The organism is Sphaerisporangium sp. NPDC051011 (genome assembly GCF_040653595.1).
Lineage (GTDB): Bacteria > Actinomycetota > Actinomycetes > Streptosporangiales > Streptosporangiaceae > Sphaerisporangium.
On the sequence record NZ_JBFAGG010000008.1, the window covers coordinates 186,709 to 198,513 of the forward strand.

Annotated in this window: 12 protein-coding genes and 1 pseudogene; 6 read left to right on the forward strand and 7 right to left on the reverse strand. The window is 67.5% G+C overall.

The genetic code is table 11. The features are described 5' to 3' along the window. Window positions 1-44: 44 nt before the first annotated feature. From AB0H21_RS20140 to AB0H21_RS20150, 3 genes are all read left to right on the forward strand, one after another. Window positions 45-2,123 carry a glycosyltransferase gene (locus AB0H21_RS20140; protein WP_358518437.1) on the forward strand — a complete coding sequence of 693 codons (2,079 nt, stop codon included), beginning with the start codon at window positions 45-47 and terminating at the stop codon, window positions 2,121-2,123. Between the two features lie 256 nt (window positions 2,124-2,379). Beyond that, complete coding sequence (locus AB0H21_RS20145; protein ID WP_358518440.1) at window positions 2,380-3,441, forward strand: glycoside hydrolase family 19 protein; 1,062 nt, start codon at window positions 2,380-2,382, stop codon at window positions 3,439-3,441. A 250-nt stretch (window positions 3,442-3,691) separates the two neighbouring features. Continuing rightward, on the forward strand, window positions 3,692-5,212 hold the full coding sequence (locus tag AB0H21_RS20150; protein ID WP_358518442.1) for an MDR family MFS transporter: 1,521 nt from the start codon (window positions 3,692-3,694) through the stop codon (window positions 5,210-5,212). Here AB0H21_RS20150 and AB0H21_RS20155 read toward each other — a convergent pair. Together AB0H21_RS20155 and AB0H21_RS20160 are read right to left on the reverse strand one after the other, a co-directional pair. Then, on the reverse strand, window positions 5,199-5,777 hold the full coding sequence (locus AB0H21_RS20155; RefSeq protein ID WP_358518445.1) for an ATP-binding protein: 579 nt from the start codon (window positions 5,775-5,777) through the stop codon (window positions 5,199-5,201). The two genes, AB0H21_RS20150 and AB0H21_RS20155, sit on opposite strands and share 14 nt — an antisense overlap. 299 nt (window positions 5,778-6,076) lie before the next feature. Then, the gene (locus AB0H21_RS20160) at window positions 6,077-6,229 is read right to left on the reverse strand and encodes a hypothetical protein (protein WP_358518447.1); all 153 of its coding nucleotides are present in this window, start codon (window positions 6,227-6,229) and stop codon (window positions 6,077-6,079) included. Window positions 6,230-6,798: 569 nt separating this feature from the next. Here AB0H21_RS20160 and AB0H21_RS20165 point away from each other — a divergent pair. Both AB0H21_RS20165 and AB0H21_RS20170 read left to right on the forward strand, forming a co-directional pair. Further along, on the forward strand, window positions 6,799-7,653 hold the full coding sequence (locus AB0H21_RS20165; RefSeq protein WP_358519019.1) for a helix-turn-helix transcriptional regulator: 855 nt from the start codon (window positions 6,799-6,801) through the stop codon (window positions 7,651-7,653). A 9-nt stretch (window positions 7,654-7,662) separates the two neighbouring features. Then, a complete protein-coding gene (locus AB0H21_RS20170) occupies window positions 7,663-7,857 on the forward strand; it encodes a DUF397 domain-containing protein (RefSeq protein WP_358518449.1) in 195 nt (64 codons plus the stop codon). Here the strand turns inward: AB0H21_RS20170 and AB0H21_RS20175 are convergent. Next, window positions 7,823-8,563 carry a helix-turn-helix transcriptional regulator gene (locus tag AB0H21_RS20175; protein ID WP_358518452.1) on the reverse strand — a complete coding sequence of 247 codons (741 nt, stop codon included), beginning with the start codon at window positions 8,561-8,563 and terminating at the stop codon, window positions 7,823-7,825. The genes AB0H21_RS20170 and AB0H21_RS20175 overlap by 35 nt on opposite strands. A 262-nt stretch (window positions 8,564-8,825) precedes the next feature. Here AB0H21_RS20175 and AB0H21_RS20180 point away from each other — a divergent pair, with 262 nt between their 5' ends. Then, window positions 8,826-9,311 carry a hypothetical protein gene (locus AB0H21_RS20180; RefSeq protein ID WP_358518455.1) on the forward strand — a complete coding sequence of 162 codons (486 nt, stop codon included), beginning with the start codon at window positions 8,826-8,828 and terminating at the stop codon, window positions 9,309-9,311. 331 nt (window positions 9,312-9,642) lie between these two features. Here AB0H21_RS20180 and AB0H21_RS20185 read toward each other — a convergent pair. From AB0H21_RS20185 to AB0H21_RS20200, 4 genes and pseudogenes are all read right to left on the reverse strand, one after another. After that, window positions 9,643-9,744: pseudogene (locus AB0H21_RS20185) on the reverse strand (IS5/IS1182 family transposase); the annotation flags it as partial. 51 nt (window positions 9,745-9,795) lie between these two features. Continuing rightward, window positions 9,796-10,443: a hypothetical protein gene (locus AB0H21_RS20190; RefSeq protein ID WP_358518457.1), complete on the reverse strand. Its 648-nt coding sequence runs from the start codon at window positions 10,441-10,443 to the stop codon at window positions 9,796-9,798. After that, window positions 10,440-11,048, reverse strand: a complete 609-nt coding sequence (locus AB0H21_RS20195; RefSeq protein ID WP_358518461.1) for an RNA polymerase sigma factor — start codon at window positions 11,046-11,048, stop codon at window positions 10,440-10,442. The genes AB0H21_RS20190 and AB0H21_RS20195 overlap by 4 nt, the downstream gene beginning before the upstream one ends. A gap of 140 nt (window positions 11,049-11,188) precedes the next feature. After that, a complete protein-coding gene (locus AB0H21_RS20200; RefSeq protein WP_358518464.1) occupies window positions 11,189-11,758 on the reverse strand; it encodes a TetR/AcrR family transcriptional regulator in 570 nt (189 codons plus the stop codon). Window positions 11,759-11,805 lie beyond the last annotated feature (47 nt).

Here is an 11,805-nt window from a genome sequence, read left to right on the forward strand (position 1 = left end):
CCGGGGGTGCTCGCGGAGTTCGGATATAGGGGGCAAGTCGGGCGATGGCCGAGAGTGACCAGGTAAATCCGGACGATCCGCGTTTTCAGCGTCTCGGAGCGGCGAACTGGCTCCCCGAGGAGCGCAAGGTCGTCGAGCGGTACGAGGAGCGCATCCGCGACCTGGAGCGCAGGCTCTCAACGGCCGAGGCGCGCGCCGAGTACGCCCAGTGGCAGCTCTCGGCCACCAAGGCGCAGCGCCCGTACCGGGTGAGCACCGCCCTCGCCGGCGCCAAGCGCCCGTCCAAGCTCGTGCGCCTGCCCGGCGACCTGTCCAAGGCGCTGAAGTCCAAGAAGGCCCCCAAGGCGCCCGCGACGGTCACCGCGAGCGCCGCCGCCATCGACGCCCGGCTCGCGCACGCCCCCGAGGTCAAGATCCCGAACCTGGCCTGGCCCGAGGGTCCGATCAGCCGTCCGGATCTGAAGGTCGCCGTCATCCTGGACGACTTCTCGCGGATGGCGTTCAAGTACGAATGGGACCAGATCGAGTTCGGCCTCACGGACTGGCCGGAGGTCTTCGCCGAGAAGCGGCCGGACATCCTGTTCTGCGAGTCGGCCTGGCACGGCAACCAGGGACGCTGGCGCTACCAGATGACCGGGACGAACGCGCCCAAGCAGGAGTTGCGCGACCTGGTGGCCTGGTGCCGCGAGCAGGGCATCCCCACGGTCTTCTGGAACAAGGAGGACCCGCCGAACTTCGACTTCTTCATCGACACGGCCAAGCTGTTCGACCTCGTGTACACGTGCGACGGCGACATGCTGGCGAAGTATCGCGAAATATTGGGACATGACCGGGTGGACGTGCTGCAGTTCGCCGCCCAGCCGCGCGTGCACAACCCCGTCCAGACCAAGCAGGGCCGCCCGTACGACGTCGTCTTCGCGGGCATGTACTTCCGCGACAAGCACCCCGAGCGGCGCGAGCAGATGGAGACCGTCATCGCGCCCACGCGCGAGCTCGGCCTGCACATCTTCGCCCGCAACGACAAGGCCGGCGACAAGTACGCCTGGCCCGCCGAGTACCGCCCGCACATCGTCGGCGAGCTGCCGTACGAGCAGATGCTGGCCGCGTACAAGATGTACAAGGTCTTCCTGAACGTCAACTCGGTGATCGACTCGCCCACCATGTGCGCGCGGCGGGTCTTCGAGTTGTCGGCTTGCTCCACCACCGTGCTGTCCGGCTGGTCACGCGCCGTCGAGGAGACCTTCGGCACGCTGATCCCGATCGCGCACACCCAGGAAGAGGCGTACAACCAGGCGCTCTACTTCATCAACAGCCCCGAGCTGCGCGCCCGGCAGGCCCACCTCGCCATGCGCGAGGTCTTCGACAAGCACCTCTTCAGCCACCGCGTCGACCAGATCCTCGCCGCGCTCGGCCGGCCGGTGCCCGTGCGCAGCAAGAGCGTCTCGGTCGTGCTGCCCACCAACCGCGCGGGCCAGATCGAGCACGCCATCGCCCAGGTCGCCCGGCAGCGCCACCGCGACCTGGAGCTGATCCTCGTCCTGCACGGCCTCGACATCGACCCCGCCGTCGTCCGCGACAAGGCGCTGGCCGCCGGGGTGCCCGCCGTCAAGGTGCTCACCGCCGCCCCCGCGCTCACCCTCGGCGAGGTGCTGAACCTCGGCATCGCCCAGGCGGAGGGCGACTACATCGCCAAGATGGACGACGACAACCTGTACGGCACGCACTACCTGTCGGACCTGCTGCGGGCCTTCGACTACGCCGACGCCGAGATGGTCGGCAAGGGCGCCCACTACACCTACTTCCCCGCCACCAACACGACCGTGATGCGCCTGCCCGGCCTGGAGCACCGGTACGCCCATCTGGTGCAGGGCGCCACGATCCTCGCCACGGCCGGCCTGATGCGGTCGTACGCGTTCGAGGCCGTCAACGCGGGCGAGGACACGCGGCTCGTCCGCCGCCTCAAGGAGGACGGCGTCCGCATCTACTCGGCGGACCGCTTCAACTTCGTCTACATGCGCGGCGCCGACGCCTCGGCCCACACGTGGAAGGCGCAGGACTACAAGCTCACCAGAAACGCCCAGTTCTGCTTCGTGGGCCACCCCGACGCGCATGTGATGATCTGACCGATTCCGATCACGGCCGTCCCGCTCGCGCGAGGCGGCCACTTCGACATGCCTGGAATATTTCCGATAGAGCGAAATGCGGAGAAACTTCACTCACAATGGGCTTTGCCAGATCTTGACGATTGTCAGGGGATCCGGTTGATTTGCCTCAGTCCTGCGACTGATACCTCGAAGAGAGGTATGGGGGGTCGTGACCGGGATCAGTCCTGTTCTCAACAAGCGCGGAACCGCGGAGACCGCGCCAAGGAGTGATCAAGTGTCAAGACTACGCTTTGTGGCGACCTTCGTCGCGCTGGTGGTGGCGGGGGCATTGGCCGTCATCCTGCCGATGTCGCCGGCGTCCGCGGCAGCGTGCGCCACCCCCTGGTCGTCCTCCCAGGTCTACACCGGCGGGATGACCGCGTCCTACAACAGCCACAACTGGCAGGCCAAGTGGTGGACGCAGAACGAGACGCCCGGCAACACCGACGTCTGGGCCGACCAGGGCACCTGCACGGGAGGCGGCGGCGATCCCGGCGGATCGTGCAACTACCCGAACTGGGTCGCCGGCCGCAACTACGTCACCGGCGACATCGTCAAGTACACCAACGGGCTGTACTACCAGGCCACCCATGACAACCCGGGCTACGACCCGACGATCAGCACGTGGTTCTGGTCGCCGTACACCTGCAACGGCGGCCCGCCCCCCGGCGGCGGCGGAGAGTTCGTGGTGAGCGAGGCCCAGTTCAACCAGATGTTCCCGAGCCGGAACTCGTTCTACACCTACAACGGCCTCGTCGCGGCGCTCAGCTCCTATTCGGCGTTCGCCAAGACCGGCAGCGACACCCTCCGCAAGCAGGAGGCGGCGGCGTTCCTGGCCAACGTGAACCACGAGACCGGCGGGCTGGTCTACATCGTCGAGCAGAACACGGCCAACTACCCGCACTACTGCGACCCGCAGCAGTCCTTCGGCTGCCCGGCCGGCCAGGCCGCGTACTACGGCCGCGGCCCGATCCAGCTGAGCTGGAACTACAACTACAAGGCCGCGGGCGACGCGCTCGGCATCGACCTGCTGCGCAACCCCTACCTGGTGCAGACCGATGCCTCGATCGCCTGGAAGACCGGCATCTGGTACTGGATGACGCAGAACGGCCCCGGCACGATGACCCCGCACAACGCGATCGTCAACGGGTTCGGCTTCGGCGAGACGATCCGCAGCATCAACGGCGGGCTGGAGTGCAACGGCCGCAACCCGGCGCAGGTCCAGAGCCGGATCAACGCCTACACGAGGTTCACCCAGATCCTCGGCGTGGCCCCCGGCAACAACCTGAGCTGCTGATCTCGCACGTTCCATGACAGAAAGGGTGCGGCCCACCGGCCGCACCCTTTTCCTTTTGCTCGCCCCTGTCCTTGTGTCCGCCCTGCCGTCCCCCTGCTGTCCGCTCCACTTCCCTCACAGATTGTGATGCTCGGGACAGATGGGAATGTACTGCGCGTAGCGACGGTTCGAGGTTTCCGGAGGGGACTCAGGATCGCGGAGGACGAGCCCGCCCCGGTGTCGGCGCCGAACGGTAAGGAGCACTTCCCACGTGACGACAACGACGACATCCCAGGGCATCGGGCTCAGGTCCGAGCGCGGTCCGGTCCTCGCGGCGATCATGCTGTGCACGGCGCTCGTCGCGCTCGACAGCACGATCATCGCCACAGCCGTCCCCTCCGTGGTCAGCGACCTCGGCGGGTTCTCCCAGTTCCCCTGGCTGTTCTCGATCTACCTGCTCACGCAGGCCGTCACCGTGCCGCTGTACGGCAAGCTCGCCGACATCTTCGGGCGCAAGCCCATCATGTTCTTCGGCATCGCCGCGTTCCTCCTCGGGTCCGTCCTGTGCGGGTTCGCGTGGAGCATGCCGGCGCTCATCGTGTTCCGCGCGTTACAGGGCATCGGCGCCGGGGCCGTCCAGCCGATGAGCATCACCATGGTGGGCGACCTGTACTCGGTCGAGGAACGCGCCCGCGTCCAGGGGTACGTGGCCAGCGTCTGGGGCGTCTCCGCGGTGATCGGCCCGACCCTCGGCGGCGTGTTCTCCGAGTACGTGAGCTGGCGCTGGATCTTCTTCCTCAACCTGCCGCTCGGCGCCATCGCCGTCTGGGCCCTCGCCACCCGCTTCAAGGAGCGCGTCGAGCGCAGCACCCACCGCATCGACTACCTCGGCGCCGCCCTCCTCACCGCCGGATCCTCCCTGTTCATCCTCGGCCTGCTCGAAGGCGGCGTCGCCTGGGCCTGGGCCTCCACCCCCAGCCTGCTCATCTTCGCGGCCGGAGTCGTGCTGATCGTCGCGTTCCTGCTGGTGGAACGCAGGGCCGCCGAGCCGATCCTGCCGCTGTGGGTGCTCCGCCGCCGCGTCCTCATCGGCGGCAACCTCGTCGGCCTGACCGTCGGCGCACTCATGATCGGCCTCACCTCGTACGTGCCGACGTTCGCCGAGGGCGTCCTCGGCACCGGCGCGCTGCTCGCCGGCTTCGTCGTGGCCGCGCTCAGCGTCGGCTGGCCCCTCGCCGCCGCCCTCTCCGGACGCCTCTACATGCGCATCGGCTTCCGCGACACCGCGCTCATCGGCGGCGGCTTCGCCCTGGCCGGCGCGGTGATGTGCGCGTTCATCGGCCCCAGCGCGCCGCTGTGGCAGGTCGCCGCGGCCTGCTTCGTCGTCGGCGCCGGGCTCGGGCTCATGTCCAGCCCGTCGATCGTCGCCGTCCAGTCGGTGGTCGGCTGGGAGCGGCGCGGCGTCGTCACCGCGACCAACATGTTCTGCCGGTCCATCGGCAGCTCCGTGGGCGCGGCCGTCCTGGGAGCGATCTCCAACTCCACCCTGGACAGCCGCCTCTCCCACCCGCCGGCCGCCCTGGCCGGCCAGATGCCGAAGAGCCTCGACGCGACCGCCCTCGTCCTCGGCAGCCAGGGCGCCGGCGCCCGCTCGGCCGCGGCGAACTACGTCCGCCAAGCCCTGTACGACGCATCCCACCACGTGTTCCTCGCCGTCACCGTGGTCGCCGTCCTCGGCGTCGGCGCCCTGTTCCTCATGCCCCGCCGCACCGAACAACTCACCTTCGACTGACCTGGGACATCGCCGGTGGCGCCTCGTACTCGTTGCCCTCATCTGGAGGCCGCTGGAGCGAGCATGATCCACTCCACGTCAAGCCGGGCGGATCACCTTCACCACGAGGTCGCGGGATCATGGTGGTGAGACCCACGCTTCGGGCCACGTCCGGTGGGCGCGAGGGCCAACGCCATGCGGCCCAGACCGTCTTGCCGTCGTCCGACGTGTGCACGACACCCCACCGGTCCGCGAGCGTTTCCACGATCGTCAGTCCTCGGCCATGAATGGCCTCCAGGCTGAGTTCGAGCCGCCTTGGGTCTTCTGGGCCATGGTCGGTGACCCGTACGCACAGGTCCTCTTCCGTCGACCAGAGGGAGAGGCGTACCGGCGGGCGGCCGTACACGACGGCGTTGCCGACCAGCTCGCTAACCACGAGTACCAGGTCGTCGGCCAACTCCGCGGGCACGGCCCAGCCGTTACAGGTGTCGCGCACCACCCGCCGCGCCTGGCCGACGATCGCCGGTTCGCAGGGCAGATCCCAGCACACGGTACGGAGGCCATTGGGACTGCCGGTGCCGATCATTGAAGCTCCTTGCCGGAGACGGGGGGATGAGTGATGTGAGGCGGCGGTGCGCGGCGACGGCATGGCGGTCTCGGCGTCACGGATGAGCTCGCGCAACTCCTCCACGGTGCGTGCCTCCACCATGTGCGGTCGCGGGACCTGACCGATCGCGATGGCGTAAAAGCGCCGCGCGCCCACGCCGTACATCACCAGCCACTGGGATTCCGACCGGTCCAGCCGGACCGCCGCCGCCCGCTGCGCCGTGTCCCACTCCCGCCGAACCACAGGGGTGACCGCCGCTCCCCTGCGGTGCCGCCCACTCACGCCGCCCGTCGGATGCGCGTCTCGTAGGAGTACGCCTCATGCCCGCCGGGCAGGGAGCGGTCATCCGGAGGTCGGCCCTGCCCGTACGGGGTTCCCGGTCCGGCGGTCGCCGACGCGACGAACTGGGCGCGGTCCCTGACCTGCGCCACCGAGAGCCGCGCCGTCGCAGGCGAAGCCCCACGCGGCGAACGTACGGAAGCCGATGCGGGCGCACGGCGCGAGAGCCCCAGACGCCACCACTCGGCGAGCCGCGCCCGAAACTGCCCCTCGGTCGGCGGCTCGTACCCATGCAGATCGCGATGAGGAAGGCAGCGGCCATCGTGAGCGTACGGCGAACCGCCACACCACCGGCACCCCATGGGCGTAGGCGGCCGCTCAGCCTCGAAGCGCACCCGAATGACTCGGATAACTCTTGTAAAATTCACCACGGGATCGGACCTCCAGTGTCCGTTTCAAGGAGTCCGTCCGGTGTTCATAGCACCTGACGGACTCCGCCTATTTACGGGACTTTCTCTACAGACTTCCTCTGCAAAGCCCATGCCTCCCGGGCAGCTCTCCAGAAGAAGCCCACAGCTCCGCCGTTCCCAGGCCATACTGAGGGCGGCACCCAGGAAAGCGCAAGGCTTAAAGCAGAATTGAAAGACCCAAAAAATATGGCCGACTTGTCCGATTAGGTCGCATATTTCAATAATGATCGCTTTAGTGACTGGAGGGAATGATGGCAACAACCAGTCCAACGATTAAGCGGCGACAGCTCTCGGCGACGCTTCGTCAACTCCGAGAAGAGAGCGGGATGACAGCTGCTGAAGCAGCTCGGCGCCTCACGTGGGCACCAAGCAAAATCACCCGTATCGAACGCAACGAGTGGAAGCTACCCAACCTCCGGGATATCCGCCTTCTTCTCGATCTCTATGGCGTCACCGACGAACACCAGTGCGACTCCCTCCTCACGCTCGCCAAGGAATCACGCAAGCGCGGCTGGTGGGCTGACTACAAAGATGTGTTTCGCAGCAATCTGGCCGCCTTTGAGGCAGGAGCCTCGATGATCCGCACCTACGAGGTGGTGTTGATCCCAGGCCTCCTCCAAACGGCTGCATATGCCGCAGCGGTTTGGAGAGCAGGACAGGTAGTCGACGAGTCGATAATCGAGCGGCACGTCCAAGCCAGACTTGCCCGCCAGGCGATCCTGGAGCGCACGAACCCACCGTCTCTCGCCGCGGTTGTCGACGAGGCCGCACTTCTAAGGATCATCGGCAGCCCTGAAGTGATGCGTCATCAAGTCAGACGCCTCATCGAGATGGCGGCTCGCCCCAACATCACGATTCAGGTGCTACCGAACGCCGTCGGGGCGCACGCAGCTCTCAATGGAGCCTTCATGATCTTAGACTTCCCACGCCCCGGCTCCGACCCCAGCCTGGTGTACATGGCCACCTCGACAGACAGCCTCTGGCTCGAAACCCCCGAGGAGCATCGGCGTTATACGCTACTTTTCAGCCAAGTGCAAGCATTGGCTCTTTCGCCCTATGAGTCACTATTGAATCTGACGGAACGCGTAGAGCAATACGGGAAGTAGGCGAACAGAGTGGCTAGCAGCAGTCTCGTTTGGCGCAAGAGCACCTACAGCGGTCATGATGACAACTGCGTCGAGATAGCGAGCCTCGCAGACGGAGGCAGGGCCGTACGAGACAGCAAGCATCCGAACAAGCCGGGCCTGACCTTGGGCGCCGCCGAGTGGCAGGTCTTCATCCTCGGCGTGAAGAAAGGCAAGTTCGGCTGAGGAGCCTACTGCGGGTACCGAACTGGTTGCGCGCCGGTTCGAGCAGGGACCAGAGAGTTCCGCTATCCCATAACCGGATCCCGCCGACCCGGAAGGTCGGCATGGCCCCGCTGCTGCTGTTGATCGTAACGCCGTAGAACCCTGCGGCTACCAGGGCGGATGGCTGCGACCAGGCCGGGCCGGGAATCCATTGCGGCGCCGGGCGCCCAGCCGTCTGCCCGGCCGGAGAAGAAGCGGCCACACTGATGACCACCACGGCGGCCAGGACACAGGCAAGGGCGATGGAATGCATCGGCCTGCGACTGCTGAGGGCAGGGCGCCGACCATACACAGCGGATGCCAATGCAGGGTCCTGCAGACGCGACACCGCTGCCGCGAGACCCGCCGCCGGATCCGCGACGGATGGAGGAGTCGGCGCCGGGTTCGGCGCCGAGGTCCAGAGATCGTCAGCGATGGGCTTGCGGCCGGCTTCGAGGCGCGCGGCGTCGGCTTGGGCCCACAGCCCGTACAACTCCGCTAACTCCGCCTTGTTCGCCCCGCAGGACAGCGCTATCCGCTCCACCATTCCGTAGCTGTCCGGCAGGACCCGACCCCGGCAGTACCGATGCAATGTGGAGGCGCTGACGCCACAGCGGCCAGCGAGTTCTGCGTAGCTGCGGCCGCTGCGTTCCTTCAGCGAGTGCAAGAGCGCGGCCAGTTCCGACACCTTCTCACCCCACCCGTCGGGCATCCTCGCGTCCCAGCCCGGCGAATCCGCGCAGGTCAAACCAATCGTCGCATCCCAGGCGCCAGCTGGGACACGCATAGCTTGCGCCAGAGTCATGTGGCCCAGCAATCTCTACGACAACAACGGGAAAGCGTTGGCGCGGACCGGGTCTATGCCGACAAGGGATTGACCGGCACCAACCGTGACCGGCCAGGCCTTGCGCAGGCCCTGGCGGCATGCCGGGCCGGCAAAGGCGGAACAGATGATCAAGGAGGAAGCTTTGAACAAAACGATCAGGCGACTCGCAATGCCGATCATCAGCACGCTAGTCGCATCCGTCGCGGTTATCGCGTCGCCCTCGCCTGCTCTGGCCGGCGGGTGCAGCTGGGGGCCGTGCGGCGAGGCGCAGAACAACTCCCCATGGACCATCCACACGACCGAGGTGCTGGGCACCCCCGGCCCACACTGGTGCGACGTATGGAACGGGGACGGCGGCACGACCCCGTCCTGGTGGCACACTACGTGCGAACAGAAGACACTGGCTCCTGGCAACCACCGGGGCGGCGGGAACGTCGACGTCGACGCAGTCACTTTCGCCGACCGCGACTACGTGGTCAAGGTGAGAGGAACGCTCGTGGGATGGAAGACAAAAGGCGTCTGGACGAGGTTGCACGACTACGAACACGTGGTTTGTTTCAAGAATTCTAACGGCGACCCCATGTGTGAGGTCTTCTTCAGTATCGCATGACGACGGGGCCGGTGTGTGGGGCCTCGCGTCTGTCCTGGCCGGATGGCGCGGTGCCTTTCTGCTCACGCCGATCGTGAACAAACGGGGGCGGTGACAGTTCGACGGCCAGCGCTCGCAGCGTCGAGCGGTCGACGGTTTTGGTGCCGCGCTGTTGCCCGGAGCCTCCCGAAGGCGGTCGAGATTGTGCACAGGCACCTCGGCAAGACCCAGACCGGTCCCCCCGCGGCGCGTGGCGGGGACCGTTGGCCTGCTGCGTAGCTGTAGGCGTGCTGGCTACCGAGGTGCCTGAGGAGTTCGGCGTCACCCGCCACACGGATGGCTGTTCCAGGCGGGTGCAGTCGTTGACGTTGCCGCCGGTGACCACGAACGCCAGGAGCCGGCCGCGGCCGTCACAGGCCAGATGGATCTTGCTGGTCAGTCCGCCGCAGGATCGGCGGCGCCCCGAACCTGCCGAGCGGAGCGAGGCCATAGGCTCAGCTCCGTGTCAGCCGGCGTCCCCGCCCGGAGGCGGGCCCAGGGGCGCCTCGTCGCTGTCGGTCAGGGTGCACGGCGCCACCGGGCCGTTGGACAGGCCGGCCCAGATGCCCGCGGTCCGCTCGTCCTCGGAGACGCTGAACTCCAGCACGGCGGTCTGCCCCGGTTTGACCGCAGCCGGGTTGATGCGGAACGCGTCGGTCTCCGGCGGCCACACCACCAGCGGCTTCCCGTCCGCCGGATGCCGCACCTCCTCGCGCGACAGGAAGTGCTCGCTGCGAGGCTGCGGCGTGCACCGCTTGCCCATGGGGATGTAGTCCACCACCGCATTGACACCCATGTCCCGCAGCGTGGCCTCCAGCCCCTTCGGGTCTCTGGCCTGGTTGATGCTGATGGTGAGCGTTCCGTCCTGGTTCCTGGACACGGCGTACGCGGGCTGCCCGGCCCCGAACACCAGCGGGACGCTCACCGCCGCCGCGGCCAGCGCCAGCGCGGACGCCAGGACGGCCGGGCGCGTCAGCCGCCGCCTCGGTCGATCGGTCTTGCGGACTTCCGTCATCACGAACTCCTTGACTAGCCGGTACCGGTCGTCCGGGAGCCCGGGCTCCACTCGGAGCGGCAGGAGCCTGCCCAGTTCTTCGCGTTCCACGGGATTCATCGGTTCTGCTCCCTCACGGACCGGACCGCGGGGTCGCGGTCACCATTTACCTGTCGCGTCCGGGACGGCTGTTGCGGTCGCTCGACGAGTTTTTCGAGCCTCTTACGCGCCCTGGACAGGCGGGACCGCACCGTGCCCACCGCGACGCCCAGCGCCTCGGCCGCCTCCGCATGGTCGAGCCCGGACCACACGCACAGCGCGAAGACCTCACGTTCCGAGCGGCGCAATGACCCGTACGCCTCCTGGACGGCGGCCAGCCTGTCAGCGGCGTCCATCCGGGCGGCGATCTCGTCGGCGAAGTCCGCAATCGGCCCACCTCTCGGCATGCGTGCGAGCGCCTCGTCATACCGCCGGGCGGCCCGGCGGAGGTTGCGCGCCACGTTGGTCGCGATCCCCAGCACCCAGGGCCGCAACGACCCGCCTTCGGCGTCGATCCTGTGCCGCAGCCGCCAGGCCTCGAGGAACGTCAGCGACATCACGTCCTCGGCGGCCGACCAGTCCCCCGTCAACCGGAAGGCGTGCCCGTACACCGTCCGAGCCAGCTCGTCGAAGAGCACCTCGAAAGCCTCGGCATCCCCATCACGTATCCGGGCACGTATCGACATATCCACATCTAAGGACTGTCCACAGACAGGCCGCCGTTCCCGAAAACGCCGCCGGGCCCGGCAGCGCCCATGACAGCGGCGCACATACAGGGCCTAACCGGATCCTTCGCTCGCGGCATGCGGCCTCGTGTCGCACCTTGTCATAGCGGGCGGCGCAACCCGTCCAGCACGAGGGTGATGACATCGTCGGCCTCGGCCCGCCAATCGGGGCGGTCATGGGCCGCACTGATGCCGTGCAGCGCCATCATCACGGCACCGGCATCCACGTCGTCGCGAACGGCGCCGTCCCGCACGGCGGTGGCCACCAGGTCGGTGACAGCCTGCTCCAGCGCCCGGCTGCCCTCGGCGAGGGCACCCGAGCGGTCGGCCATGAGCGTGGCCAGCGTCCGGGCGAGGCCCTGATGGGCGTGAATGTGGTCGACCATGCCGCGTAGGAAGGCCGCCAACGCCTCCGCCGCGGGCAGCGTGGCCTGTAGCCGGCGGGCGCGGTCGCACAGCGTGGCGACTTCCCCGTGGTAGACCGCCTCGGCCAGTGCCTCCCGGGTGGGGAAGTGGCGGTACAGCGTGCCGGTGCCCACCCCGGCCAGGCGAGCGAAGTCATCGAAGCGTAGGTCGAAGAAGTCGCCGGCGTCGAAGACCTCTCGTGCCTTGGCGATCAGGACATCGCGGTTGCGTTGGGCGTCGGCCCGTAGCGGCTTGTCGGCGGTCATGCGCTACCTCGCGTTGACAAATGGAGATGACCTCCATATTTTGAAAA

What these genes read in the sequence shown, in the direction of transcription:
- AB0H21_RS20140 (WP_358518437.1), top strand. Translation starts at nt 45, where the DNA reads ATGGCCGAGAGTGACCAGGTAAATCCGGACGATCCGCGTTTTCAGCGT.
- AB0H21_RS20155 (WP_358518445.1), bottom strand. Translation starts at nt 5,777, where the DNA reads ATGATCGGCACCGGCAGTCCCAATGGCCTCCGTACCGTGTGCTGGGAT.
- AB0H21_RS20165 (WP_358519019.1), top strand. Translation starts at nt 6,799, where the DNA reads ATGGCAACAACCAGTCCAACGATTAAGCGGCGACAGCTCTCGGCGACG.
- AB0H21_RS20180 (WP_358518455.1), top strand. Translation starts at nt 8,826, where the DNA reads ATGATCAAGGAGGAAGCTTTGAACAAAACGATCAGGCGACTCGCAATG.
- AB0H21_RS20190 (WP_358518457.1), bottom strand. Translation starts at nt 10,443, where the DNA reads ATGAATCCCGTGGAACGCGAAGAACTGGGCAGGCTCCTGCCGCTCCGA.
- AB0H21_RS20195 (WP_358518461.1), bottom strand. Translation starts at nt 11,048, where the DNA reads ATGTCGATACGTGCCCGGATACGTGATGGGGATGCCGAGGCTTTCGAG.
- AB0H21_RS20200 (WP_358518464.1), bottom strand. Translation starts at nt 11,758, where the DNA reads ATGACCGCCGACAAGCCGCTACGGGCCGACGCCCAACGCAACCGCGAT.